We start from the raw sequence: 26,156 nt of genomic DNA, 5'->3' as shown, positions 1-26,156 counted from the left end.
CCGGCCTGGGCCGGCCCGCGCATAAGGACATGGGCGTCGTGCCGCTGCAACCCGGAGGGAACGAAGCGCGATCCGCCGATGTCTCGCGATTCGCGCCCGTTTTGTTCCCGTTCAGCCCCGATGCGGTCTGCGGGGCGTCCCGGATCGGGACATGTCCTCAGTCCGGCAGCACCGCGAAGCGCAGCAGGATGGTGCGCTGCAGGGGGCTGAAATTGTCGTCGGAGATGAGCGTCAGCAGGGTCTCGCCGGCGGCGTTGGTGGTGGCGGCGAGGCCTTCCATGTTGTCGATGTCATAGCCGCCGTCGAAGGTGCCGAGCACGGTGCCGGTGAGCACCGCGCCGGGCGTCACATCCTTCAGCGCGAACCGGCGGATCTGCATCAGCACCCCGGTGGTGATGGAGAAGTGCCGTTCCAGCAGATAGAAGCTGCCATCGGGCGCCAGCGCCATGTCGGTGGCGTTGAACGGCCCGCTCTTGGTGATGGTGAAGGCGCCGGGCTGCGGCCCGCCGATGATGAAGCCGGGCAGGTCGCCGCCCTTCTCGAACCCCTCCTCGCCGATACCGATGAGCGCGCCCTTGAGCGGGCCGGCGGGGACATAGGCGAGGCTTTCCAGGCCCACATTGGTGCGCAGCCGGCGCACCGCCGCGGGCGCCTGCACCCGCGTGCCGTGGGCACTGAGGGGATCGCGCGGATAGCGCCACACCTCGTTGATGGTTTCCAGGCCCACATAGACCGCATCCGGGGCCACTGCGAGGGATTCAGAATCGCCGCGGCCGCGCTGCGCCTGCAGGCGGCCGGCGTCATCCTGGAGGGCGGCGGCGGTGACATCGGAGAGGCCGGTGGGGCGATCGCCGTCGACATCGAGCCGGCCGGAGAGGAACACGCCGGCATCGGTGACCGCCAGGAAGCGGTTGTCGGCAGTAAGATGGAAGCCGGAAATGCCGCCGAACGCGGGATAGGTCGAGTGCAGCACCAGCCCGCCGCGAAAGGCGAGCGCGCCGAAACGGGTGCGCTCGTCATCGAGCTTGAAGCGGGTGATGGGGCTGGCGGTGACGGTGAGCGGCTCCGGCCGCTCCGGCAGCGTGGTGGGCTTCGAGATCGCGGTCTCGATCACCACCCCGGCGCCGACCGCCAGCGTCAGCACTCCGGCGGCGATGAGGCTGATGAGCCGTCGGAATGAGGGGCGAGGGGCGTCGCGCCGGGTCAATGCATCCGCCGGCCCGGCTGCGCGGGAGCGGCCTTCTCCTCGAACAGCTCGGCCAGCTTCTCGGTCATCACACCGCCCAGCTCCTCGGCGTCGACGATGGTCACCGCGCGGCGATAGTAGCGGGTGACGTCATGGCCGATGCCGATGGCGATCAGCTCCACCGGGGAATGGGTCTCGATCTCCGAGATGATGTGGCGCAGGTGCCGCTCCAGATAGTTGCCGGCATTGACCGAGAGAGTGGAATCATCCACCGGCGCGCCGTCGGAGATCATCATCAGGATGCGCCGCGCCTCGGGGCGGACCAGCAGGCGCTGGTGGGCCCAGTCGAGGGCCTCGCCGTCGATATTCTCCTTCAGCAGGCCTTCGCGCATCATCAGGCCCAGATTGCGCCGGGCCCGCCGCCAGGGGGCGTCGGCGGCCTTGTAGATGATGTGCCGCAGATCATTCAGCCGGCCGGGATGGGCCGGCTTGCCGGCGGCCAGCCACGCCTCGCGGGATTGGCCGCCCTTCCAGGCGCGGGTGGTGAAGCCCAGCACCTCCACTTTCACGCCGCAGCGCTCCAGCGTCCGCGCCAGGATGTCGGCGCAGGTGGCGGCCACCGTGATGGGCCGCCCGCGCATGGAGCCGGAATTGTCGATGAGCAGCGTCACCACCGTGTCGCGGAAATCGGTGTCGCGCTCGCGCTTGAACGACAAAGCGGCGGTGGGGTCGGTGACCACGCGGGAGAGGCGGGCGGGATCGAGCACGCCTTCTTCCAGGTCGAATTCCCAGGCCCGGTTCTGCTGCGCCAGAAGCCGCCGTTGCAGCCGGTTGGCGAGCCGCGCCACCACCCCCTGCAGATGGGAGATCTGCTTGTCCAGATAGGCCCGCAGGCGGGTCAGCTCTTCCGGGTCGCACAGATCCTCGGCCGCCACCTCCTCATCGAACTTGGTGGTGAAGGCGTGGTATTCCGGTCCGCGATTGTCGTGGGTGGCCGGCGGCCGGGGCTGCCAGGGTTCGGCCGCCTCCTCGCTATCACCGGGCTCGGTGCCCTCGGGCATGTCGTCGGGCGGGGCGGCCTCGGCATCCACCTCGCCGAGCGGCAGTTCTTCCTCCGAGAGCTGGGCGTCGGCCTCGGTGCTGCCCTGCTGGCTCTGGTCCTGCTTGGATTCGCCCTCTTCGCCGGCTTCCTCTTCGGGGCCGCCGTCGCTCTCGTTGTCCTCACTCTCGGTGTCGGCGTCGAAGTCGGCATCCTCTCCCATGTCGAGGGACGAGAGGATGTGGCGCGCGATCTCGCCAAAATGCTTCTGGTTGTCGATGGAGGCGAGCAGGCGGGCGAGATCATCACCGGCCCGATCCTCGATATGGGATCGCCAGACATCCACCAGGTTGCGCGCTTCGCGGGGCGGGGCCTCGCCGGTCAGGCGCTCGCGCACCATCAGCGCGATGGCCTCCTCGATGGGAGCCTGGGCGCGATCGGTGATATCGGCGTAATTGGCCTTGTGGTAGCGGTCCGCCAGCATGGCGGAGATGTTGGTCTTGGTGCCCGGCATGCGGTTGGAGCCCAGCGCTTCCACCCGCGCCTGCTCCACGGCCTCGAAGATGGCGCGGGCGGTGTCGCCGGTGGGCAGCATCTTGCGATGCACCGCCGCGTCGTGACAGGCAAGGCGCAGCGCCATGGAATCCGCCTGGCCGCGCACGACGGCTGCGTCATGGACGGTGAAGCGCCGCGGCGGCTCCGGCAGGCGCACCCTGTCGGGACCGAGGGACGGGCGCTCGGCGGTGAAGGTCACCTCGAACTCGCCTACCCCGGCGATGGCCTTGAAGCATCCGGTGATCGCGCGCTTGAACGGCTCGACGGGCGCTTCCTGGGGCGCCTTTCCAGGCGTGCGGTTGGTGGGGGCCATGGTGCCGGTCTCTCAAAGCGACGCGAGGAACGGTGCCGGGACGGCCGGCACCGCGGACAAGGAGGCGGCCACCCGCGGCGGCCGCCGGAACGCCCTCAGGACAGGGCGACGTTGACGGTGCTTTCCAGCAGTTCCTGACCAAAGCAGCGCTGGTAGAACTCGGCCACCAGCGGCCGCTCCAGCTCATCGCACTTGTTGAGGAAGGTGACCCGGAGCGCGAAGGCGAGATCCTTGAAGATGTCCGCATTCTCGGCCCAGGTGATGACCGTGCGGGGGCTCATCACCGTGGAGAGGTCCCCGTTGATGAACGCCTGGCGGGTGAGATCGGCGAGCCGCACCATGCGGTTGACCGTGTCGCGGCCCTCGGCGGTCTGGAAGTGCTTGGCCTTGGCCAGCACGATGGCCACCTCGTGGTCATGGGCCAGGTAGTTCAGGGTGGTGACGATGGACCAGCGGTCCATCTGCGCCTGGTTGATCTGCTGGGTGCCGTGATAAAGGCCGGTGGTGTCGCCGAGGCCGATGGTGTTGGCGGTGGCGAACAGCCGGAAGGCGGGGTGGGGGCGGATGACCCGGCTCTGGTCGAGCAAGGTGAGGCGGCCGGAGGATTCCAGCACGCGCTGGATCACGAACATCACGTCCGGCCGGCCGGCGTCATATTCGTCGAACACCAGAGCGATGTTGTTCTGGTAGGCCCAGGGCAGGATGCCATCGCGGAACTCGGTCACCTGCAGCCCGTCCTTCACCACGATGGCGTCCTTGCCGATCAGGTCGATGCGGGAGATGTGGCTGTCGAGGTTGATGCGCACGCACGGCCAGTTGAGGCGGGCCGCCACCTGCTCCACGTGGGTGGACTTGCCGGTGCCGTGATAGCCGGTGACCATCACCCGCCGGTTGTGGGCGAAGCCGGCCAGGATGGCGAGGGTGGTGGGGCGATCGAACAGATAGTCCGGGTCGAGGTCGGGCACGTGCTCGTTGGGCTCGGAATAGGCCGGCACGTCCATGTCGATGTCTATGCCGAAGGTCTGGCGCACCGAGACTTTCATGTCCGGGGTGGGGGCAAGGGTTTCGGTGCCGCTCATAACTCCTCCGTGGGCGCATCCCGCGCCCTTCGTGCCTGAATGGTTCGCCGCTGGATTCGCCCAAGCAAAGCCGCGGCCACAAGAAAAATCAAACGCCCCTTGGTGGGCTCAATGCGGGCGGAAGGTCAACAAAATCCCGCCTGCTTGAGGTTGGTATAGGCCTGGATGACGCTGCGCAGCCGGTCCTCGGAGGAGCGGTCACCGCCATTGGCATCGGGGTGGTGCTTCTTCACCAGCTCCTTGTAGCGGGCCTTGATCTCGTCCGCGCCGGCGGACATTTCGAGGCCCATCACCTCCAGCGCCCGGCGCTCGGTGGTGCGCACCACGCGGCCCTCGGCCTCCTCGCGCTCGGGCCGGAAGGTGCGGCCCATCTCGGCGCCGAAGCCGAACGGATCGCCCACGCCCTCATGGAAATCGCCGCGCGGGGTGGCCCCCTCGTCGCCGGCCGCGGCGCCACCGGCCCCCTTGCTGCCCATGCGCCAGGTGGGGCGGTGGCCGGTCAGCGCATCCTTCTGATAGGCGTACACCGCATCGTCGGTCATGCCCGCGAAATAGTTGTACGACTGGTTGTACTGCTTCACGTGGTCGAGGCAGTAATGCCAGTATTGCCCTTCCTGCTGACGCCCCTTCGGCGCGCGGTGAGTCGCCGGCGCTCCGCAGCCCGGCCACTGGCAGCAGGTCTGTTCCGGCTCGCGCGCGCGGGTGGCGGCGGGCTTCACGCGGATGCGGTCGAAGAGCGGAGAGTTGAGCTTCATGACAGGGCAATTATGAGCGCCGTGCGGCAGCGCGGCAAGGATACGGCACAGATACGCGGCGACGCGACGAGGGCTCCCGATACCGCAGGTACGGCACCGGAAACGCGACGGGTCCCCCCCGGCAGACAGCCGTTCCGCGCCGCAGGGGGCAGGATAGGCGCGCCGGAATAACGCTTATATAATGGCAGGGTCCGGCAGGTGCCATGGTTGAGCTTGTTCTGGTGAGCGGGCCATGGCGCGCGGCCTGCACGGTGACGCTTCTCTTTTCAGAGCACGGTTTTCATCATGTCCAATGCCTCTCTTTCCGCCATTCGTGACAGCCTCGAAGCCGGCCTTCGTCCCCTGGCCCTCGATCTGGAGGACGAAAGCCACAAGCATGCCGGCCACGCCGGCGTGATGCATGATCATAAGGGGGCCCATCGCGATGACGGGGGCATCACCCATCTGCGCGTGCGGGTGGTGGCCGCCGATTTCGCGGGCAAGAGCCGGCTGGAGCGCCACCGCATGGTGAATGCCCTGCTGCAGGGTGAAATCGCCAAGGGGCTGCACGCCCTGGCCATCGAGGCCAAGGCTCCCGGGGAGTGAGCGCACTGCAATTGAGCGCCATTTGCGCGGAACGAACGGAGCGGGCACTGCGGCCCGTTCGTCATTGAAAGGCTCCCATGACCACCGCTGACGCGGGTGCCCGCGAAGGTGCCCTGGTGCTGTTTTCCGGCGGGCAGGACTCCACCACCTGCCTCGCCTATGCCCTTGACCGCTTCGAGCGGGTGGAGACCCTCGGCTTTTCCTATGGCCAGCGGCACCGCATCGAGCTCGATTGCCGGCCGGGCGTGCGCGCGGGCATCGCCGGGCTGCGGCCGCAATGGGCGGAGCGGCTGGGGCCGGACCATCTGCTCGACCTCGACGCCCTCGGCCAGATCTCCGATACCGCGCTGACCCGCGCCGTCTCCATCGAGATGGAGCAGGGGGGCCTGCCCAACACCTTCGTGCCGGGCCGCAACCTCATCTTCCTCACCTTCGCGGCGGCGCTCGCCTACCGGCGTGGCCTGCGCCATATGGTCGGCGGCATGTGCGAGACGGATTTCTCGGGCTATCCCGATTGTCGCGACGACACGGTCAAGGCCATGCAGGTGGCCCTGAACCTCGGCATGGACAGCCGTTTCGTGCTGCACACCCCCTTGATGTGGATCGACAAGGCGGAGACCTGGCGGCTGGCGGAGCAGCTCGGCGGGCGCGAGCTGGTGGAGCTGATTCTGGAGCAGACCCACACCTGTTACCTGGGCACGCGGGGGGCCCGCCATGCCTGGGGCTATGGCTGTGGCGAATGCCCGGCCTGCCGGCTCAGGGCCGAGGGCTTCGCCCGCTACGCCGCCGTCCCTTAGATCCGCGCCGGCCATCGGCGCGCAGGAAAGGAGGATCATATGGGCGCATCACTGTTCCGGCTCGCCGGCGTCGCAACCGCCGTTCTTCTGGCCACCGGCGCCGTCGCGCAGGGCGCCAGCTTCTCCTGCGCGGCGGCGAAAGCGGCGGATGAGAAGACCATCTGCGCCAGCTGCGACCTGCAGCAGCTGGATGTGAAGATGGCGACCCTTTATGGGGTGCTCACCCAGCTGGTCGCCATGGGCCAGCGCGGCGATATGGTCGATGCCCAGCGCGCGTGGCTGTCGCGGCGTGCCTTGTGCGGCACGGATGCGGCCTGCGTGCAGACCGCCTATACCGCGCGGATCGCGGAGCTGGAGGCCGCCCTGGGCGCCATCTCCGCGCGCGGACCCTTCTGACTTCGGAGCCCGGCCACTGCGCGGGCGCTCCATCACCCGGCGTGCCGCCTGGGCGCGCCCATCGAGAGCTGCATGTCGCTTCCCGTTTCTTCGCCCCGCTTTGCCGGCATCGACACCTGGGTGTTCGATCTCGACAACACCCTGTATCCCGCCGACCACGATCTGTGGCCGCAGATCGATGCGCGCATGAAATCCTATATTGCGCAGCATCTGGACATGACGCCCGACGACGCCTTCAAGCTCCAGAAGGAGTATTACCGGCGCTACGGCACCTCCCTGCGCGGGCTGATGATCGAGCACAAGATCGATCCCGCCGCCTTCCTCGCCCATGTGCACGACATCGACCTGTCGGGCCTGGCGCCGGAACCGGCCCTGGGCGCGGCCATCGCCGCTCTGCCGGGACGCAAGATGGTTTATACCAACGGTTCAGAGCGCCACGCGCGCAATGTGCTGGAACGGCTGGGCATCGCCGGCCAGTTCGACGCCATTCATGACATCGTCGCCGCCGATTTCCACCCCAAGCCCACCGCGGAGGCCTATCAGCGGTTCCTTGCCGCGCATGGGGTGGTGCCCACCCGGGCGGTGATGTTCGAGGATCTGGCGCGCAATCTGGAAGTGCCTGCCCGGCTCGGCATGGCCACCGTGCTGGTGGTCACCCCCGGCCATTCCGGCGCCGGCCGCGAGAGTTGGGAGCTGGAGGGGCGCGAGGCGCCGCATGTGGACCATGTGACCGATGACCTCGAAGGCTTCCTGAAGGCCCTGGCCTGACAACGAGTACATCTTGAGGTTGTATATCTGCGTGATATGGTCACTTTGGTCGCCGTAACGCAGGGCCATGTCTGGTCGGGAGTGGTGTTCAGGTCCGGCACGCGATGGGGGATCCGGCGTGGTGGCCGTGTCCGTGCGGTGACGTCTGAGATTTCGGGTGTGCGCGCGCCATGTCCAAAGTACCTTCAAGGGGCAGGCCCGTTTGAGGCGGGAGCGGGCTCCGTCGACGACTGTCTCGCGTGAGGTTCTCGCAGTGCAGGATGCTGGTCGCTTCGCGTGGCTCGATCTCGTCCACGCCCCCGTGCTGGTGGTGGAGGGCGAGGGGCGCAGGGTCATCAGGGCCAACGCGTCGGCAGTGAGTCTGGTGGGTGATCAGCTCGACGGGCGTGATCTTGCGGACCTGTTCGGCGCCTATGCCGCCGGTCGTCTGCATGGCCTGCTGGCGGGCCCGCGTCTCGATACCGAAGAGATGGTGCTCTATTGCCGCACGCCCTTCGGCCTCGCCACCTTTGGTTTCAAGGTCGCGCGGCTGCCGGAAGGGGACGGCACGGTGGTGACCCTGCGGGACCACCGGGAGAGCGCGGCGGCGCGGCGCGGGCGGCCGCTGCCTGCGGTCGACGATTTCGGCGCCAAGCTGGAAGACATCGTCCGCTCCCTGCCGGTCGGTGTCGAGATCTACGATGTCAACATGCGGGAGCTGTTCTTCAATGCCCAGTCGGATCAGCTCTTCGGCCTCGGCGCGGGCGATCAGACGCCGGCCTATGGTGATTTCGACGGCTGGTGGGAGCGGGCCTTTCCCGACGATGCGATCCGGGCCGAGGTGATCCGCGAGTGGCGGTCCTGCATGGATGCGGTGCGTGCCGATCCGCGCACGGTCCAGGATGCGGAATGGGAGGTGCTGTGCCGTGATGGCCAAACCCGCACCATCCTGTTCCGCTTCCGCTTCGTGGGTGACACCTATGTGGTGGTCTTCTGGGATGTCTCCGAGCCGCGACGGCTGGAGCGGGAGCTGCGTCACCTCGCGGTGACCGACGAGCTCACCGGCCTGTGCAACCGCCGCCGCTTCTTCGAGGAGGCGGACCGCGCCTTCCGGATCGCCGTTGCCACCAGCTCCGATCTGTCGGTGCTGATGATGGACCTCGATCACTTCAAGGGCATCAACGACAGCCATGGCCACGCCGCCGGCGATGCGGTGCTGCGCGAGGTGGCCGGCCGCTGCCGGGCGGCGCTGCGGGCGCGCGATCTGGTGGCCCGCATGGGGGGCGAGGAATTCGCCGTGCTGCTGCCCAACACCGGCGCGGCCGGGGCGCGTCTGGTGGCCGAGAACCTGCTGGAGGCCGTGGCCGGTGTGCCGGTCACCGTGGGCGAAATGGCGCTGGAGGTGCGCTGTAGCATCGGCTGTGCCGCCCTCGCGGCGGACGACCGGACCATTGCGACCGTCATCGAACGGGCCGATCGCGGCCTCTATGCCGCCAAGGCGGGCGGGCGCAACTGCATGGTCATGTGGGCGGCGGAGCCGGAGGAGGCGCGTGATGGCTGAGGATCTTCGTATCGGTCTGTTGTCCGCCCCCGAGCTGGACACGGTCGTGGAATGGGCAGCCACCGAGGGCTGGAACCCGGGCCTCGCCGATGCTCCCATCTTCCACGCCCAGGACCCACAGGGGTTCTGGGGCCTGTTTGTGGACGGGGCGCTGGCGGTCAGCCTGTCCACCGTGCGCTATGACGGCGGCTTCGCCTTCGTCGGCTTCTACATCTGCCGGCCGGATCTGCGGGGGCGTGGGCTGGGGCTCAAGCTGTGGCAGGCGGCCCTTGCCGGCCTGTCCGGTCGCAGCATGGGCCTTGATGGGGTGGTGGCGCAGCAGGCCAATTATGCGACCTCCGGCTTTGTCCTCGCCCATCGCAACAACCGATATGGAGGGCCAGCCCCTGCCGTCGGTGCCGTCGACCCCCGCATCGTGCCCGTGGACACGGCGGTGCGGGCCGCGGTGATGGACTATGACGCGCGCCATTTCGGCTTTCAGCGGCCCCGCTTCCTGGCCTCCTGGCTGGTGCCGACCCATGGCAGCGCGCTGGCCCTGGTGGAGGATGGAACGGTGAAGGGCTATGGGGTGATCCGGGCGTGCCGGACCGGCTACAGGATCGGGCCGCTGTTCGCCGATGACCCGGGGTGTGCGGAAGCTCTGTTCCGCGCGCTCGTGGCCGGGCGGACCGGAGAGGCGGTTTTCCTCGACGTGCCCGAGCCCAATGGCGCGGCGGCCGCCCTGGCGCAGACCGCCGGGCTTGCGCCGGTGTTCGAGACGGCGCGCATGTATCAAGGCCCGGCGCCGGCTTTGCCCCTGGCCGAAATCTTCGGCATCACCAGCCTGGAGCTCGGCTGAGCGCCTCGTCATTTTGCCCCGGGCGGGGCGCCGCTTCCGTCGCCGATGGGACAAAATGTCCACCCTGCCGTCGTCGCTGGCGGCGCGCGGCTGCGTGAGGGCCTCAAATTCCACACTTCTGCGGGCAGATCGGTGCTGGCCCCCGGCTTGCTAGGCGAGACCACCTGCGCCGGACGTGCGCGGGATCAAGATCCAGGCCCAAGCAAGAAGCCGCCAGGAGGAAAGATGTCAGTCACCACCCTTGCCCCACCCCCGTTCCTCAGCCGGGAGCGCACCATCGCCGGCGCCGGCTTCAATCGCTGGCTGGTCCCGCCGGCAGCGCTCGCCATCCATCTGTGCATCGGCATGGCCTATGGCTTCAGCGTGTTCTGGCTGCCGCTGTCGCGCGCCGTGGGCATCACCGCGCCGGTGGCCTGCCCGGCCGACATGGGCTTCATCGCGGGCCTGTTCGCCACCTCTTGTGATTGGCAGATCTCCCAGCTCGGCTGGATGTACACCCTGTTCTTCGTGCTGCTGGGCTCCTCGGCGGCGGTGTGGGGCGGCTGGCTGGAGCATGCCGGGCCGCGCAAGGCCGGCCTCGTCTCCGCCTTCTGCTGGTGCGGCGGCCTGGTGATTTCGGCCATCGGCGTCTATTTGCACCAGATCTGGATGCTGTGGCTCGGCTCCGGCGTCATCGGCGGCATCGGCCTCGGCCTCGGCTATATCTCGCCGGTGTCCACCCTCATCAAATGGTTCCCCGACAAGCGCGGCATGGCCACCGGCATGGCCATCATGGGCTTCGGCGGTGGTGCCATGATCGGCGCGCCGCTGGCCAACATCCTGATGCAGCATTTCGCCAGCCCCACCTCGGTGGGCGTGGCGCAGACCTTCCTCGCCATGGCGGCCATCTATTTCGTGTTCATGGTGGCTGGGGCGCTGGGCTACCGGGTGCCGCGCGAAGGCTGGAAGCCGGCCGGCTGGACCCCCCCCGCCGCCAGCGCCAACGCCATGGTCACCCATCGCCATGTGCATCTGGACGTGGCGTGGAAGACCCCGCAGTTCTGGCTGCTGTGGGCAGTGCTGTGCCTCAACGTGTCGGCCGGCATCGGCGTCATCGGCATGGCCTCGCCCATGCTGCAGGAAGTGTTCGGCGGCCGGCTCATCGGCCTCGACCTCACCTTCTCCCAGCTGGATGCGGGCCAGAAGGCGCAGATCGCCGCAATCGCCGCCGGCTTCACCGGCCTGCTGTCCTTGTGCAACATCGGCGGCCGGTTCGGCTGGGCCTCCTTCTCCGACAAGCTGGGGCGGAAGATGACCTATGCGGTCTTCTTCGTGCTGGGCTTTGGCCTGTATGCCCTGGTGCCCACCACCGCCCACATGGGGTCGGTGGTGCTGTTCGTGCTGGCGTTCTGCATCATCCTGTCCATGTATGGCGGCGGCTTCGCCACTATTCCCGCTTATCTCGCCGACATTTTCGGGACCCATATGGTGGGGGCCATCCACGGCCGGCTGCTCACCGCCTGGGCCACCGCCGGCGTGCTGGGGCCGGTGCTGGTGAACTATCTGCGCGAATACCAGATCGCCGCCGGCATTCCGCGGTTCGCCGCCTATGACCAGACCATGTACATCCTGGCCGGTCTGTTGGTGCTGGGCTTCATCTGCAACCTCCTGGTCAGGCCGGTCGCCGAGAAGCTCTACATGACCGACGAGGAGCTCAAGAAGGCGGGCAAGCTCGCCGTCCAGAAGGCCGAGGAGGAGACCCACGCCGACTTCGAGGACTTCGAGGAGGAGGCGAAGGACGGCACCACGTCCGCCGTGCGTTCCAGCACCCCGGTGGCCACCGGCTCGACCCCCGTGGCGCTGGTCGCGCTGGCCTGGCTGGCGGTGGGTATCCCCCTGGTGTGGGGCATCTGGATCACCCTGCAGAAGGCGGTGGTCCTGTTCCACTGATCGCGGGCACCCGGCCGGGCGTCAGGGGTCCGGCCGGATTGCAGAACCCCCTCTCCCCCGCGGGGGTGGAGAGGGGGCCTCGTGCTGCGTATTTGATCGCTGGATCAATTTGAGCGATTGATAGGGCTGATGACGAGCCGCGCCGCGCGGGCAGCCCGTGACAGAAGACGTGTCGCCGCCATCGAGGAGGAAGACCGGTGCCGGGCGCCGGGCTTCGAGGTGGGGTCGTGTCGCCAGGGGCGAGCGCCCAGCAACTGCGGCACGCATCTGATGACCATGACCCGCGCCCTTCCGGCGGACCCCGCTTCCGACGTCACCTTCAGCCCGCACCTGGCGGAATCGGCCGTGCTGGTGGTGGATGACGAGCCGGGCATGCGCAACTTCCTCACCCGCATGCTGGCGCCGCGCTGCCGCCATGTGGCGGAGGCGGCCGATGTGGCCACCGCCGCCCGGCTGCTGGAGGCGACGCCGTTCGACCTCATCATTCTCGACAACATCATGGCTGGCCGCTCCGGCCTCGATTGGCTGAAGGAGCTGCGGGCCACCGGCTTCTTCCGCGAGGTGATCCTCATCACCGCCTTCGCCGATCTCGAAACCGCCATCGAGGCGCTGCGCGCCGGGGCCGCCGATTTCGTGCTGAAGCCGTTCCGCTCCAACCAAATTCTCAACGCCATGGCCCGCTGCCTGGAGCGGGCCCGGCTGAGCCGCGAGAACTTCGTGCTGCGCCGGGCGCTGCGGACCCCGGGCGCCAGCGCCGGCCCGTCCACCCTGGTGGGGGATTCCCTGTCCATCCACGCGGTGCGCACCATGGTGGCGCGGGTGGCGCCCATGCCCACCACGGTGCTGGTCACCGGCGAGAGCGGCACCGGCAAGGAGGTGACCGCCCGCGCCCTGCACACCTCCTCGCCCCGGGCCGACAAGCCGTTCGTGCCGCTGAACTGCGCCGCCATTCCGGCGGACATCATCGAGAGCGAATTGTTCGGTCACCTCAAGGGGGCGTTCACCGGTGCCGCCTCCTCCCGCGAGGGGCTGTTCTTTTATGCCCAGGGCGGCACCTTGTTCCTTGACGAGGTGGGCGAGCTGCCGCTCGGTCTGCAGGCCAAGCTCCTGCGGGTGATCGAGGATAAGAAGGTGCGCCCGGTGGGGGCCGAACGGGAGGTGCCGGTGGACGTGCGCCTGGTGGCGGCCACCAATTGCGACCTCAAGGAGATGGTGGAGGCTGGCCGGTTCCGGCAGGATCTCTATTACCGGCTCAACGTGGTGAACATTCACCTGGCGCCGCTGCGCGAGCGAGCGGCCGACGTGGCACCGCTGGCGCGCCTGTTCATGGACGAGCTCAGCGCCCAGCTGGGGGTGCCGCCGCTGGAGCTCACCGAAGCGGTGCTGCGCCAGCTCGCCCGCTATCCCTGGCCGGGCAACGTGCGCGAACTGCGCAATGTGATCGAGCGGGCGCTGATCCTCGGCGATTTCCCGCGCGATGTGGTGCCCCTCGATGGCGCGGACGACGAGGAGACCTATTCCCAGGCCATGGAGGCGGTGGAAAAACACCACATGCTCAAGGTGCTGGCGGAGGCCGGCGGCAATCGCGCCGAGGCGTCGCGCCGCCTTGGCGTGTCGCGCAAGACGCTGGATCGCAAGCTGAAGGCCTGGCATGGCTGAAGGGGCCCCCGCCGATGGGGCGCGGCCCGCCCTTGGCCGCGGGCGATTGGGGAACTGGCGAGTGAGCCACGGGCGGTTGGGATACGGGCGCGTGGGCACCGTGCGGGCGCGGCTCTTGGCCATCGCGCTTTTACCCATGCTCATCATTCTGCCGGTGGTGCTGCTGGTGGCGGTGGGCTGGTGGACCCGGCAGTTTGATCGGCTGCTCATTTCCAAGGTGCAGGGCGATCTCACCATCGCCCGCCAGTATCTCGACCGGCTGATGGAGCGTTCCGACGAGACGCTGCATGCGCTGGGGGATTCGGTGGCGTTCGAGAAGGTGGCGCAGGCCGGCGATCCGGCGGCGCTCGCCACCTTCCTCAATACCAGCCGCGCCGCCCTCGGCCTCGATTTCCTCTACGTGCTCGATGCCCGCGATGCGCTGGTGGCCGCCGCGCCGCCGGGGGCGCGGCCAGACGGCACCGCCGTCACCCAGTCCTCGGTGGTGCTGCGGGCGCTGGATGGCAAGGCCGGTTCCGGCATCGACGTGTTTGGCGCCGCCACCCTGGCGCGGCTCTCGCCGGCGCTGGCCGAGCGGGCGCGGGTGGAACTGGTGCCCACCCCCGGCGCCGTGCCCACCACCCGCACCGAGGAGGTGCGCGGCATGGTGGTGCAGTCGGCGGCGCCGGTGCTGCTGGCCGGCGACCATCGCGGGGTGCTGGTGGGCGGGGTGCTGCTCAATGGCAATCTCGATTTCATCGACACCATCAACGATCTGGTCTATGGCCGCGGCGCTTTGCCGGAGGGCAGCGAGGGCACCGCCACGCTGTTCCTCGATGATGTGCGCATTTCCACCAATGTGCGCCTGTTCGAGGGCCAGCGAGCGCTGGGCACCCGGGTGTCGCGGGAGGTGCGCGCGGCGGTGCTGGGCGAGGGGCGAGTGTGGCTCGACCGCGCCTTCGTGGTGAACGACTGGTACATCTCGGCCTATGAACCCATCCTCAATTCCGCCGGCCAGCGGGTGGGCATGCTCTATGTGGGCTTCCTGGAGGCTCCGTTCCTGGCCTTGAAACGGGCCATCCTGGCCTCGGTGGGGGTGGGCTTTCTGCTGGTGGCGCTGGTCACCATTCCCATTCTGCTGCGCTGGGCCGCCGGCATCTTCCGGCCGCTGGAGGCGATGAACGCCACCATCTCCAAGGTGGAGGCTGGCGCCCTCGATGCCCGCACCGGCCTTACCGGCCCGGCTGACGAGATCGGTCGCCTCGCCCACCATCTCGATGCCATGCTGGACCTGCTGCAGCAGCGCGATGCCCAGCTGCGCCAATGGGCGGAGGAATTGGATGCCCGGGTGGCCGCCCGCACCCGCGAGCTGGAGGCCGCCAATGCGGAGCTGGCCGCCGCCCAGCGGCAATTGGTGATGAGTGGCAAGCTCGCCGCCATCGGTGAGATCACCGCCGGCATCGCCCATGAGATCAACAATCCGGTGGCGGTGATCCAGGGCAATCTGGACGTGGCGCGGGAGCTTCTGGGCGGCGCTGCGGGCCCGGTGAAAGGCGAGTTCGCCCTCATCGACCAGCAGGTGCACCGCATCAACATCATCGTGTCCAAGTTGCTGCAGTTCGCGCGTCCGGACGAGTTCGCCGGCGCCCGCGAGCCGGTGAGCCCGGTGGATGTGGTGGGCGACTGCCTGCTGCTGGTGCAGCACCTTCTGGCCCGCTCGGAGATCGAGGTGGTGCGGCACGAGCAGGCCACGGGCATGGTGCTGATGAACCGGGTGGAGCTGCAGCAGGTGCTGATCAACCTGATGGTCAACGCCATCCATGCCATGCCGGCCGGCGGCACGCTCACCCTCACCGCCCGTGACGGCGCGCGCGGCGGGCAGGCCGGGGTGGCGGTGGCGGTGCGCGATACCGGGGTCGGCATCGCTCCGGCGCAGCTCGCTCGGGTGTTCGATCCCTTCTTCACCACCAAGGGCGAGGGCGGCACCGGGCTCGGTCTTTCCATCAGCTACACCCTGGTGGAGCGGGCCGGCGGCGTGATGGAGGTGGAGAGCGCGCCTGGCCAGGGCAGCGTCTTCACGGTGTGGCTGCCGGCGGCGTCGGCCCACGGCGCCCTTGAGAATGCCGCACTGCTCGGCTAGCCCGGCGCCGACCAGGGAGACACATTTGACCATAGGATTGATCGGCGGCACCGGCGTCGGCTTCGTGCTGGGCGGGCCGCTCGGGGCCTTGCTCGGGGCGTTGGCCGGGGTGGTGCTGGATCGGCTGCTGCTGGCGCCGGCGCCCCGGCCGGCCGCCTTCTCTGTGGCGCTCATCGCCCTGTCGGCCAAGATGGCCAAGGCCGACGGGGTGGTGGTGCCGGCTGAGGTGGCCGCCTTCCAGGAGGTGTTCGACATTCCGCCGGAGGATTTCGAGGCGGTCTCGCGGCTCTATAATCTCGCCAAGGCGGACGTGGCGGGCTACGAGGCCTATGCCCGCCAGGTGGCGGAGATGTTCGCCGACGATCCCGACACCCGCGAAGACCTCATCGACGCATTGTTCCACGTGGCCAAGGCCGACCATGCCCTGCACCCACGCGAGCTGGCCTTTCTGGAGGAGGTCGGCCGCATCCTCGGCTTCAGCGGCCCGGCCTATGCCCGTATCGAGGCGCGCCACGTGCGCCGGCCCGATGATCCCTATGCGGTGCTGGATCTCGATGCGGAGGCCTCCGATGCGCAGGTGAAGGCCCGCTGGCGGGCGCTGGTGGCGAGCCATCATCCCGATCGCATCGCCGGGCGCGGCCTGCCGCCGGCGGCGGTGAAGCTCGCCAATGATCGGGTGGCGGCCCTCAATGTCGCCTATGGACGGATTGCACAGATGCGGGGGTTGCGATGAGCGGGCCGGTTGAGATGAGGGCCGACTGCGGCCTGGTCACCACGTTGGTGCCCTCGCCCAATTTCGGCGCGCGCCGTGCGCCGGTCGATATGCTGGTGCTGCACTATACGGGCATGGCCAGCGCCGAGGCGGCGGTGGAGCAGCTGCGCAATCCGGCCGCCGAAGTCTCGGCCCATTATGTGGTGCTGGAGGATGGCGGCATCATCCAGATGGTGCCGGAAGCGCAGCGGGCCTGGCATGCGGGCCGGTCCAGCTGGGAAGGCATCACCGATACCAATTCCCGCTCCATCGGCATCGAGATCGTCAATGGCGGCCACGATTTCGGGCTGCCGGCCTTTCCCGGGGCGCAGATCGCGGCGGTGATCGCGCTGTGCGCGGATCTGCAGGCGCGGCACGCCATCCGCGCCGATCGGGTGCTCGCCCATTCGGATGTGGCGCCGGACCGGAAGCAAGATCCCGGCGAGAACTTCCCCTGGGAGGCCCTCCACGCCGCCGGCATCGGCCATCTGGTGCCCGAAACGCCGCTCACCGGCGGCCGTTTTCTGATGCCCGGCGACTATGGCGAGCCGGTGTCGGCGCTCCAGGCGCTGTTCGCGCTCTATGGCTATGGCCTTGAAGTGACAGGTGTGTTCGACCCGGCCACCACCCAAGTGGTGACCGCGTTCCAGCGCCACTTCCGGCGGACGCGGGTGGATGGCATCGCCGATGCGTCCACCATCACCACCCTGCATCGCCTGGTCACCAGCCGCCCGGCGCCGGCGCCCCTCATGGTCTGAGCGGCGTGCACCGGGGATGAAGGCCCTCGACTGCGCTCAGGCGATGCCGGTGCTCAGCAGGTCGTGGATGTGCAGCGCGCCCTTCAGGGCCTGGTCCTCGGCTACCAGCAGGGTGGTGATCTGCCGCTCGTTCATGATCTTGAGGGCTTCCACCGCCAGCTGGTCCGGGCGCACGGTCTTCGGCGCGGCGGTCATCACCGTCTCCACGGTCTGCACGGTGAGGTCGCGGGTCATGTGGCGGCGCAGGTCGCCGTCGGTGACGATGCCGATCAGCCGCGCGTCCTCGTCCACCACCGCGACGCAGCCGAGGCCCTTGGCGCTCATCTCCACCAGCGTCTCGCCCATCAACGTGCCCCGGCGCACCACCGGCAGGGCGTCGCGGTCGCGCATCACATCGCGCACGAACTTGAGCTTGGCACCCAGCTTGCCGCCGGGGTGGAACTGCCGGAAGTCCAGCGCGGTGAAGCCGCGGCTCTCCAGCAGGGCCACCGCCAGCGCGTCACCCAACGCCAGCTGCATCACCGTGGAGGTGGTGGGGGCGAGGCCGTGGGGGCAGGCTTCCGGCTCCACCGGCAGGCTCAGCAGCACCTGTGCCGTGCGCCCCAGCGTGCTCTGCGGATTGGAGGTGAAGGCGATCAGCGGCACGCCGAAGCGGCTGGAATAGTCCACGAGATCGCGCAGCTCCGCCGTCTCGCCGGACCACGACAGGGCGATGATCACGTCATCGCCGGTGATCATGCCGAGGTCGCCGTGGCTCGCCTCGCCCGGGTGCACGAAATAAGCGGGGGTGCCGGTGGAGGCGAGGGTGGCGGCGATCTTGCGCGCCACATGGCCGCTCTTGCCCATGCCGGTCACCACCACCCGGCCGCGGGCGTTGCGGATGGTCTCCACCGCCGTCTCGAAGGCGGCACCGAGCGGGCCGGCGATGGCGGCCGTCAGGGCTTTGAGGCCGTTGCTCTCCGCGTCGAGGGTGGCCAGAGCGGACGTGACGGAAGAGGGCCGCATCGGTTGCTCGTCGGCACCTGGAACAGGGATCTTCAAAGAGGGCATCATGCCAGTTGTCTTAGCACCATTCGCGCCGCAGGGGGAGCATCCGCGCCGCGTGACGCAGGGTGAACGCAGCGTTTGCAAGAGCTTGTGCAAGAGTTTGTATAAGTTCTTGGTGCGACAGGCTTTGGCCCGCTCGGCAATCCAGCCCTGCGCGGAACGCAGCCGGGCGCCGGTGGGTGCGCGCGGCCACGTGTTGGTGGGTTGCAGGCCGAATCAATACACGCGGCCGGCCGCGCTCAGGGCGCTCCGAGGGGCATGCGGCGGCTGATCCGGAACCGGCTGTCGGGGCTGGCCTGGGTGTAGAGCGCCACCTCGCTGATGGCGAGGGGCGTCTCCGCGCCGCAGGCGCCATAGGCGTCGTTCAGCGCATTGAGGGCGTGGGCCTGGGTCTCGGGCTCCAGCGGACCGGTGAGGGTCATGTGGAAGCGGAAGTCCTCGCCCACATAGGGATAGCCGTAGCGTTCGAGATGGGCGCGCTGGCGGGTGGTGAGCCGCTCGGGCCGGCGGCGGGCGATCTCCTCGGCGCTCAGCGGGGCGCGCGCCGGTTCGAGGCCGAGGACCATGCTGCGGGCCAGGTCGTCGAGGGCCGGCGCCGGGGCCGCCGGCACGAGCGCGATGAACGGGCCGATGGCCCGCACCACCAGCGGCGGCAGCTCGAACGGGTGCTGGCCGGCGGCGACCATCGCGATCTGGGCCTGAAGATTACTCTCGCTCACCCCCGGCGCCAGCCGGAACGGCGCCTTCAGCGTGCCGTGGAAGCCGTAGCGGCGCGGCTCGCCGGTGAGGGTGCGCCAGGTTTCGGCATCGAACCCGGCCACCTCGGGCGGTGCCAGCTCGGCGCCGGTCTCGGCGTCGTAGCCGACCACCGCGGAGCCGAACCGCCACAGGGCGCTGGCGGCCGGCGGAGCCAGATAGAGCGCGTAGCGATGGGTCATGGCCGGCCGTCAGCGCGGCAGGAAGGGGTTGCGGGCGCGCTCGTCGCCGATGCTGGTCAAAGGGCCATGTCCGGGCAGGCACACCACGCCATCTCCCAGCGGCAGCATCTTTTCGACGATGCCGGCAATGAGCTGCTCATGGTCGCCATAGGGAAAATCCGTGCGCCCCACCGAGCCGCGGAACAGGGTGTCGCCGACGATGGCGATGTTGGCGTCCTTCAGCACGAAGACCAGGTGCCCGGGCGTGTGGCCGGGCACGTGGAGGATGTCGATGTCGAGCGCGCCCACGCTCAAGGCATCGCCCTCGCTCAGGTAGCGATCCGGCGTCATCGCCCGGCCGCCGCCCTCGAAGCCGAACTTGGTGGCCGAGGCGGGGATCTCGTCGAGCAGGAACTGGTCGGCGGCATGGGGCCCTTCCACCGGCACCTTCAGCTGCTCGGCGAGCGCGGCGGCGCCGGCCGCGTGGTCCACATGGCCGTGGGTGAGCAGGATCTTCTCGATGGTGACGCCGGTTTCGGCGACGGCCGCCTGGATGCGGTCGACATCGCCGCCGGGATCGATCACTGCCCCCTTCATGGTCTTGGTGCACCACAGGATCGAGCAATTCTGCGCGAACGGGGTGACGGGGACGATGGCGATCTGCACGGGCTGGGCGGGGGCGGTTTCCATGGGAACTCCAGGGCCAGGCCGGGCGGGCCTGGCATGGGGCGGCGGCTCAGTCGGTGATGCCGCGGGCCAGGCTGGTGAGCCGTTGCACCAGCGCCGATCGCGGATCGGTCAACGGCTCGAGAATGGTGAAATGGTTGGTGGCGGGCAGTTCCACATAGCGGGTGGTGGCGCCCTGGGTCGCCCACAGATCGGTGATGTGGCGGCCTTGGCGCAGGAACTCGCTGCTTTCCTCACCGCCCACCACGGCATCGAACACCCGGCCCGGCGGCACCGCCCAGGCGGAGGGGGAGACCCGCCGCGCCTCTTCCGGCGTCAGCCGCAGGGCGGTGTTGAGCGGGGTGGCGACCAAGGGCTCCACGTCATAGACGCCGGACAGGCCGACCCCCGCCGGCACCAGATCCGCCGGCGCGCCGGGGGAATGCTCCCGCCATGGGGTGCACAGCAGGGCGGCAGTGAGATGGCCGCCGGCCGAATGCCCGCAGGCCACCACCTTGCGGCCCACCAGCCGGGCGAGGCAGAGCGCCGCGGCGCGGGCCTGGGCGACGATGGTGGCCAGCGACACGTCGGGGGTGAGGTCATAGCCGGCGATGGCCATGGCCACCGATTGGCCGAGGCAGCCCTCGGCGACGAAGGAGAAATTGCGCGGGTGGCCGTGCTGCCAGTAGCCGCCGTGGAAGAACAGCACCACCGGAGCCTGCCGCGAGGCATCGGGCCACAAGATGTCGAGGGTCTGCCGGGGCGAGGGGCCGTAGGGCACGCCGAGATCGGCCGCCGGCACCTCGGCGCGCAGGGTCGCCGAACGGCGGATCCAGCCATCGAGAATGGCGGGATAGTCGGGAACACGGGCCCGATTGTCGTATTCGAGCGCGAGATCCAAGGTGTCCTCCGCGCCGGGCATTCGGCCGGCCTCAGGCATGATTGTCAAATCGAATCATGGTCGCCAGATTCAGTCATGGTCGCCGTGGGCGTTGCGGATCTTGCGGACCACGCCCCACACCCCCAGCACCACCACCGGCACCGACACCGCGGTGATGAGCCCCACGTCGAAGTGGAGGCCCAGCGCCTCGGCCATGCCGCTCTGATGCACCCCCTCGGCGAGGTGGTGGACCAAGCTCACCACATAATAAGAAATGGCGGCGACCGAAAGTCCCTCCACCGTGCGCTGCAGGCGCAATTGCAGGCGGGTGCGCTCGTTCATGGAGGTGAGCAGGTCGCGGTTCTGCTGTTCCAGCTCCACATCCACCCGGGTGCGCAGCAGGTCGGCGGCATTGGCGAGCTTACGGGCGATCTTGTCCTGCCGCTCCTCGATGGCGAAGCAGGTGCGCATGGCCGGGGCCATCCGGCGGTCGAGAAACTGCTGCCAGGTGGGAAAGGCCGGCACCGCCACCTCGCGAATGGTGGCGAGGCGCAGCTTCACGATCTCCATATAGGCGCGGCTGGCGCCGAAGCGGAACAGGGAGCCGGCGGCATCCGCCTCCAGCTCCGCCGCCAGCGCCACCAGCTCGTCGAGCAGCTTGTTGTTGGCGGAGAGCCCCTCCGAATGGGTCATGGCGGTGGCCACCTCCGCCAGCCGCCCCTCGATCTTGGAGATGGCCGGGGCGAGCCGCTGCGCCTCCGGCAGGCCGAGCAGCGCCAGGGTGCGATAGGTCTCGATCTCCAGGAGGCGCTGCACCAGCGCCCCCGCCGCCTCGGCCCCGAGGCCGCGATCGCGCACCAGGATGCGCACGAAGCCGGATGGATCGGCCATGAAATCGGTGGCGATCTCGGCGAGGCCGTCATTGACGTCGGCGCGGGCCAGGCTCGCCCGGTTGAAGGCCTTGTCGAGGAACAGGTCCTCGGCGGTGTCCTGGATCAGGTGCAGGTCCACCGCCACCAGCAGCGGGCCAGGCTGGGGCATCTCGCCGAACGGGCTCGCCAGGGTCACCGCCGGCGGCTGGAACGGCAGCATGCCGGGCAGCACGCCGGGGGAGGGCAGATCCCAGGTATAGGTGCAGAATTCCGCGTGGCTCTCCCAGCGCAGGTCGGCACCACCGAACGAGACATGGTGATGCTTGGCGCCGGCCGGCGGGGTGGGCAGGCCGCGCGAGCTGCACAGGGCGCTGAGCGCCGCCCGGTCGCGGGCGGCGGCGCCAGCATCCAGGAGGAAGGCGGCGTGGAGGATGCGGCGCGGCGTCTCCGCCGGCATGAACGGGCGCGCGTGCAATTCCTTCAGCACCGCCGCCCGCAGCGGATGCGCCGCCAGGGTGCGCCCTTCGCCGATGACCAGATCCGCCTCAGCCATGGTCCGGCTCCCGCTGTGCCATGCCCCATCCTCCCCTTTGTGTTTGGAGTGGTGCTGGCACGGCGCGGGCGCCGGATCAACGCGGCGTGCTGACCCGGTGCGCGCTCACAGGTGTCGCAATACCCGAACCGGCGGCGCGCTCAAGGCCCGGTAGGTGCCGATGAGGCCGAAGCCCACGGTGAGCAGCAGGGCCCCCGCCACCGCCCCGGCGGCAGCGGGAATGGAGAAGGTGAAGGGGATCTCCATGATCTGGGTGACCACCACGGCGGCGGCGATGCCGCCGGCGATGAGCGCGAACACCGCGGTGATGAGGCCGAGCCCGGCATATTCCAGCGCATAGGCGCCGATGAGGCGGGTGCGCGTCGCCCCCAGCGTCTTCAGGATCACCGCGTCATACACCCGGTGCTGATGCCCGGCCGCCAGGGCGCCGGCCAGCACCAGCACCGAGGTCAGCAAGGTGACGAGGCTGGCGGCGCGGATGCCGAGGGAGAGGTTGTCGAGCATGCGCCGGGCCTCTTCCAGGGTCTCCTTCACCCGCACCGTGGTGACGGCGGGAAAGGCGGCGGCCACCTCCTTCATCAGCGTCACCTCGCGGGCGGTGTCGGCGCCGCCCGGGAAGGCGAGGGTGGAGAGCACCGTATAGGGCGCGCCGGCGAAGCTGCCGGGGGAAAACACCATGACGAAATTGATGCCGAGCCGCTCCCAATTCACCCGCCGCAGATTGGCGATGCGGGCGGTGACGGTGCGCCCCAGCACATTGACGCTGACGCTGTCTCCGAGCTTCAGCCCGAGCCCGGCGGCGAGCTTGTCCTCGAACGACACCAGCGGCTCGGTGGCATCGGGCGCCCACCACTGCCCCGCCACCACCTGCGAGCCCTTGGGCACGGCGGAGGCGATGGAGATGCCGCGATCGCTCTGCAGCACCCAGGCGGCGTCGGCGGTGGGCTTCACCTCCTCCGCCGGCACGCCGTTCAAAGCGGTGATGCGGCCGCGCAGCATGGGCACGGAGTCCATCACCCCATCCGGCGCCTTGGCGGTGATGAAGGCGGCGAATTCCTCCTGCTGGGAAGAGGGCACATCGACAAAGAAGAAGCTCGGCGCGCTCTCCTGCAGGGGGCCGGACAGCTGGGTGCCGAGGCTGCGGTCCACCAATGCCAGCGCCACCATCAGCGACAGGCCGAGGCCGAGGGAGAGCACCACCGTGGGGGTGAGGGCGCCCGGCCGGTGGATGTTGCCGAGGGCGAGGCGCGCCAAAGCCGAGCGGGGCCGGGGCAGCCGGCGGGCCAGCGCCATGATGGCGAGGGCGACGCCGCGCAGCAGCACGAACACGCCGGCCGCCGCCACCAGGAACACCGCCGCCGTGCGCATGTCGTCGGAGGTGAGGAGTGCCAGCGCCACCAGCACCAGGGCAAGCACGGCCACCAGCGCGGCATAGGCCAGCGCCGGCCGGCGCCGGTCGGCACCCAGGCTGTCGCGGAACAGCACCGAAACCGGCGCCTCCTGGGCCCGGGCCAGGGGCCAGAGGGTGAAGATGGCGGTCACCAGCACCCCATAAAGGGCGGCCAGAGCCAGCGCCGCCGGATCGAGCCGCGGCGCCAGCGGGAACGGCACCAGCGCGGAGATGGCGGCGGTGGCGACGAATGGCAGCGCGGCGCCCAGCACCAGGCCGATGCCGATGCCCACCATGGCGATCAGCGCCAGCTCGGCCCCGTAGGTGGCGAAGATGGTGGCGCGGGTGGCCCCCAGCGCCTTCAGGGTGGCGATGGTCTCCCGCTTGGCAGCCAGGTGGCTCGACACCGCATTGGCGACGCCCACCCCGCCCACCAGCAGAGCCGTGAGGGCCACCAGGGTGAGGAACTGGCTGATGCGCCGCACATTGCGTTCCAGCTGCGGGGTGGCGGCATCGCGGGTGCGGATCTCATAGCCGGCGGCGGCCAAAGGCGTGTGGGTGCGCTCCAGATAGGCCGGTAATGCGGCGGGATCTGCGAGCCGGACCCGATAGGTCCAGCGCACCACGCTGCCCGGCTGGATCAGGCGGGTGGCCTCGAGCCCGGCATCGGAGACCAAGAGGCGGGCACCGAAGCCGACGCCGGAGGCGAGCTTGTCCGGCTCCGACAACAGCCGGGCGCGGATTTCCAGTTCCGCCTCGCCGACCTTGATGCGGCTGCCGATACCGAGGTCGAGCCGCGTCATCAGCGCCTCGTCCGCCACCGCGCCATAACGTCCGTCATGCAGGCCGAGCACCGTTGAAAGGGGCGCCGGCGGAGACATATCGAGGGTGCCGACCATGGGGTAGGTGGCATCCACCGCCTTGAGCTCCACCAGGGTGGCATCGCCCGATGGGGCGCGGGCCATGGCCCGCAGCAAGGCGACGCGACCCAAGGTGACAGGACCTGTGGCGGAGCCTTGAGGCCCGCGCATCAGCGCCAGCTCGTCCGGGCTCGCCTGGCGTTGGGCGGAGGTGAAGGCGGCATCGCCGCCGAGAATGGCGCGGCCCTCCCGCTCCAGCCCCTCGGTGAGGGCGCGGGCGAACGAGCCGATGCCGGCGATGGCCATGACGCCGATGATCAGGCAAGCGAGGAAGATGCCAAAGCCCCGCCGCGCCCCGCGCAGCTCGCGCCAGGCAAAGCGGAGCGGCGTGAAACGGAGAGGCGTGAATCGGAGGGGCGCAAGGGGGGGCGTTTCGGTCGGGCTGCTCATGCCAGGGCCCCGATGGCCGCCTGGGCCGCCGCATCCGCCGCCGGGTCCTCGCCCGCCGAATCGTGGGCGATGACGCCGGACCGCACCTGGATCACCCGGCCACAGCGGGCGGCAAGGCCAGTGTCGTGGGTGACGAGCACCAGCGTGGTGCCGCGGTCGCGATGGGCGGCGAACAGCAGGTCCATGATCTGCTGGCCGGTGGCCTCGTCCAGATTGCCGGTGGGCTCGTCGGCCACCAGGATGGGTGGCTCGGGCGCCAGCGCCCGGGCCACCGCCACCCGCTGCTGCTCGCCGCCGGACAATTGGGCGGGATAATGGGTGGCGCGATGGCCGAGGCCCACCGCCTCCAGCTCCCGGGCGGCGCGGGCAAAGGCATCGGCCCGGCCGGCCAGTTCCAGGGGCACCGCCACATTCTCCAGCGCCGTCATGGTGGGGATGAGGTGGAACGACTGGAAGACGATGCCGATATGCCGGCCCCGGAAGCGGGCGAGGGCATCTTCCGACAGGGGGGTGAGATCGGTGCCCGCCACCTCCACCCGTCCCTTGTCCGGCCGCTCCAGGCCGGCCATCACCATGAGCAGGGTGGACTTGCCCGAGCCGGAGGGACCCACCAGCCCCACGGTCTGCCCTGCCGTGATTTGGACGAAGATGTCTTTCAGCACATGGACACGGGCCGCGCCGGCCCCCAAAGAGAGATCGACCCCGGAGAGCTTCAGGGCCGGCGGGGGAAGGGAAGCATCGTTCATGCGTGACAAGACCTTCAAGGCATCAGCAACGGGCGCGGGCGCGCGTCCGGCAACCGCATACGGATGGAAAACGGTATTTAAGGCACTGCCGGGGCTGATGGCCCTCGCCTGCCTGATCACGATCGCGTCACCCGCCGCCGCCCGCACGGTGAAGCTGGTGGCCTTCGGCGACAGCCTCACCGCCGGTTATGGTGTGCCGTCATCGCAGGCGTTTCCGGTGCAGCTTCAGGCGGCGCTGAAGGCGAAGGGCTATGATGTGGCGATCGTGAATGCCGGCGTCTCCGGCGACACCGCCAGCCAGGGCCTCGCCCGGCTCGACTGGTCGGTGCCCGAGGGCACCGATGGGGTGATCGTGGCGCTGGGCGCCAACGACATGCTGCGGGCGCTGCCCCCCGCCACCACGCGTAAGGCCATGACCGAGATCGTCAGCCGCCTGAAGGCACGAGGCATCAAGGTGCTGGTGGCCGGCATGCTGGCGGCGCCCAACCTCGGGCCGGAATACCAGGCCGAGTTCAACGCCGTGTTCCCGGAGCTGGCGGCCCAGCAGGGCGTGCTGCTCTATCCCTTCTTCATGGAGGGGGTGGCCGGCCATCCCGAGCTCATCCAGAAGGACGGGCTGCACCCCAATCCCGACGGGGTGCGGGTGATGGTGTCCGGCATCCTGCCGGATGTGGAGGCGCTCCTGAAGCAGGTGCAGGCGAAATAGGG

The 26,156-nt window shown here is 69.3% G+C and carries 23 protein-coding genes; 12 read left to right on the top strand and 11 right to left on the bottom strand.

Annotation, left to right across the window (positions count from 1 at the left end):
• Positions 1-157 precede the first annotated feature (157 nt).
• The 4 genes from ACU4E7_RS06160 to ACU4E7_RS06145 form a co-directional block, all read right to left on the bottom strand.
• Complete coding sequence (locus tag ACU4E7_RS06160; RefSeq protein WP_447020981.1) at positions 158-1,207, bottom strand: esterase-like activity of phytase family protein; 1,050 nt, start codon at positions 1,205-1,207, stop codon at positions 158-160.
• Positions 1,204-3,093 carry a cobaltochelatase subunit CobT gene (cobT, locus tag ACU4E7_RS06155; protein WP_238123489.1) on the bottom strand — a complete coding sequence of 630 codons (1,890 nt, stop codon included), beginning with the start codon at positions 3,091-3,093 and terminating at the stop codon, positions 1,204-1,206. Before cobT ends, ACU4E7_RS06160 begins: the two co-directional genes overlap by 4 nt.
• Positions 3,094-3,188: 95 nt before the next feature.
• Positions 3,189-4,172 carry a cobaltochelatase subunit CobS gene (gene cobS, locus ACU4E7_RS06150; RefSeq protein ID WP_447020980.1) on the bottom strand — a complete coding sequence of 328 codons (984 nt, stop codon included), beginning with the start codon at positions 4,170-4,172 and terminating at the stop codon, positions 3,189-3,191.
• Between the two features lie 125 nt (positions 4,173-4,297).
• Positions 4,298-4,927 (bottom strand): J domain-containing protein, encoded by a 630-nt coding sequence (locus ACU4E7_RS06145; RefSeq protein ID WP_238123487.1) that lies wholly within the window; start codon positions 4,925-4,927, stop codon positions 4,298-4,300.
• Positions 4,928-5,212: 285 nt separating this feature from the next.
• Here ACU4E7_RS06145 and ACU4E7_RS06140 point away from each other — a divergent pair, with 285 nt between their 5' ends.
• The 11 genes from ACU4E7_RS06140 to ACU4E7_RS06090 all read left to right on the top strand — a co-directional run bounded on the left by ACU4E7_RS06140 (position 5,213) and on the right by ACU4E7_RS06090 (position 17,067).
• The gene (locus tag ACU4E7_RS06140) at positions 5,213-5,512 is read left to right on the top strand and encodes a BolA family protein (RefSeq protein ID WP_447020979.1); all 300 of its coding nucleotides are present in this window, start codon (positions 5,213-5,215) and stop codon (positions 5,510-5,512) included.
• A 77-nt stretch (positions 5,513-5,589) separates the two neighbouring features.
• Positions 5,590-6,309 (top strand): 7-cyano-7-deazaguanine synthase QueC, encoded by a 720-nt coding sequence (gene queC, locus ACU4E7_RS06135; protein WP_447020978.1) that lies wholly within the window; start codon positions 5,590-5,592, stop codon positions 6,307-6,309.
• 39 nt (positions 6,310-6,348) lie between these two features.
• Positions 6,349-6,705, top strand: coding sequence for a lysozyme inhibitor LprI family protein (locus ACU4E7_RS06130; protein ID WP_447020977.1), 357 nt, complete (start codon positions 6,349-6,351; stop codon positions 6,703-6,705).
• Between the two features lie 72 nt (positions 6,706-6,777).
• On the top strand, positions 6,778-7,473 hold the full coding sequence (locus ACU4E7_RS06125) for a pyrimidine 5'-nucleotidase (RefSeq protein WP_238123483.1): 696 nt from the start codon (positions 6,778-6,780) through the stop codon (positions 7,471-7,473).
• Between the two features lie 253 nt (positions 7,474-7,726).
• Positions 7,727-9,013: a GGDEF domain-containing protein gene (locus tag ACU4E7_RS06120; protein ID WP_447020976.1), complete on the top strand. Its 1,287-nt coding sequence runs from the start codon at positions 7,727-7,729 to the stop codon at positions 9,011-9,013.
• Entirely contained in the window at positions 9,006-9,851 is an 846-nt protein-coding gene (locus ACU4E7_RS06115) for a GNAT family N-acetyltransferase (RefSeq protein ID WP_447020975.1), read from the top strand. Before ACU4E7_RS06120 ends, ACU4E7_RS06115 begins: the two co-directional genes overlap by 8 nt.
• 225 nt (positions 9,852-10,076) lie before the next feature.
• Positions 10,077-11,780, top strand: a complete 1,704-nt coding sequence (locus ACU4E7_RS06110) for an OFA family MFS transporter (RefSeq protein WP_238123480.1) — start codon at positions 10,077-10,079, stop codon at positions 11,778-11,780.
• Positions 11,781-12,056: 276 nt separating this feature from the next.
• Positions 12,057-13,439: a sigma-54-dependent transcriptional regulator gene (locus ACU4E7_RS06105; protein ID WP_447020974.1), complete on the top strand. Its 1,383-nt coding sequence runs from the start codon at positions 12,057-12,059 to the stop codon at positions 13,437-13,439.
• A gap of 136 nt (positions 13,440-13,575) precedes the next feature.
• Positions 13,576-15,558: a sensor histidine kinase gene (locus tag ACU4E7_RS06100; protein WP_447021593.1), complete on the top strand. Its 1,983-nt coding sequence runs from the start codon at positions 13,576-13,578 to the stop codon at positions 15,556-15,558.
• Positions 15,559-15,583: 25 nt separating this feature from the next.
• Positions 15,584-16,291, top strand: coding sequence for a molecular chaperone DjiA (locus tag ACU4E7_RS06095; protein ID WP_238123478.1), 708 nt, complete (start codon positions 15,584-15,586; stop codon positions 16,289-16,291).
• On the top strand, positions 16,288-17,067 hold the full coding sequence (locus tag ACU4E7_RS06090) for an N-acetylmuramoyl-L-alanine amidase (RefSeq protein ID WP_447020973.1): 780 nt from the start codon (positions 16,288-16,290) through the stop codon (positions 17,065-17,067). Before ACU4E7_RS06095 ends, ACU4E7_RS06090 begins: the two co-directional genes overlap by 4 nt.
• A 36-nt stretch (positions 17,068-17,103) precedes the next feature.
• On the opposite strand, the gene ACU4E7_RS06085 is transcribed toward ACU4E7_RS06090, so the two are convergent.
• The 7 genes from ACU4E7_RS06085 to ACU4E7_RS06055 form a co-directional block, all read right to left on the bottom strand.
• On the bottom strand, positions 17,104-18,117 hold the full coding sequence (locus ACU4E7_RS06085) for a KpsF/GutQ family sugar-phosphate isomerase (protein WP_443267710.1): 1,014 nt from the start codon (positions 18,115-18,117) through the stop codon (positions 17,104-17,106).
• A gap of 236 nt (positions 18,118-18,353) precedes the next feature.
• Positions 18,354-19,052, bottom strand: coding sequence for a DUF1045 domain-containing protein (locus ACU4E7_RS06080; RefSeq protein ID WP_447020972.1), 699 nt, complete (start codon positions 19,050-19,052; stop codon positions 18,354-18,356).
• Positions 19,053-19,061: 9 nt separating this feature from the next.
• The gene (locus tag ACU4E7_RS06075; protein WP_447020971.1) at positions 19,062-19,721 is read right to left on the bottom strand and encodes an MBL fold metallo-hydrolase; all 660 of its coding nucleotides are present in this window, start codon (positions 19,719-19,721) and stop codon (positions 19,062-19,064) included.
• A gap of 46 nt (positions 19,722-19,767) precedes the next feature.
• Positions 19,768-20,598, bottom strand: coding sequence for an alpha/beta hydrolase (locus ACU4E7_RS06070; protein WP_447020970.1), 831 nt, complete (start codon positions 20,596-20,598; stop codon positions 19,768-19,770).
• A gap of 69 nt (positions 20,599-20,667) precedes the next feature.
• Complete coding sequence (locus tag ACU4E7_RS06065) at positions 20,668-22,002, bottom strand: DUF3422 family protein (protein ID WP_447020969.1); 1,335 nt, start codon at positions 22,000-22,002, stop codon at positions 20,668-20,670.
• Between the two features lie 105 nt (positions 22,003-22,107).
• Positions 22,108-24,702, bottom strand: a complete 2,595-nt coding sequence (locus tag ACU4E7_RS06060; RefSeq protein ID WP_447020968.1) for an ABC transporter permease — start codon at positions 24,700-24,702, stop codon at positions 22,108-22,110.
• Positions 24,699-25,448, bottom strand: coding sequence for an ABC transporter ATP-binding protein (locus tag ACU4E7_RS06055; protein ID WP_238123471.1), 750 nt, complete (start codon positions 25,446-25,448; stop codon positions 24,699-24,701). The genes ACU4E7_RS06060 and ACU4E7_RS06055 overlap by 4 nt, the downstream gene beginning before the upstream one ends.
• A 97-nt stretch (positions 25,449-25,545) precedes the next feature.
• Between ACU4E7_RS06055 and ACU4E7_RS06050 the strand changes: the two genes are divergently transcribed.
• Complete coding sequence (locus ACU4E7_RS06050) at positions 25,546-26,154, top strand: arylesterase (RefSeq protein WP_447021592.1); 609 nt, start codon at positions 25,546-25,548, stop codon at positions 26,152-26,154.
• Positions 26,155-26,156 lie beyond the last annotated feature (2 nt).

This window comes from Xanthobacter sp. ZOL 2024 (assembly GCF_052932325.1).
Note: the sequence above shows the minus strand (reverse complement) of the source record. Positions and strands in the feature narration are given on the sequence as shown.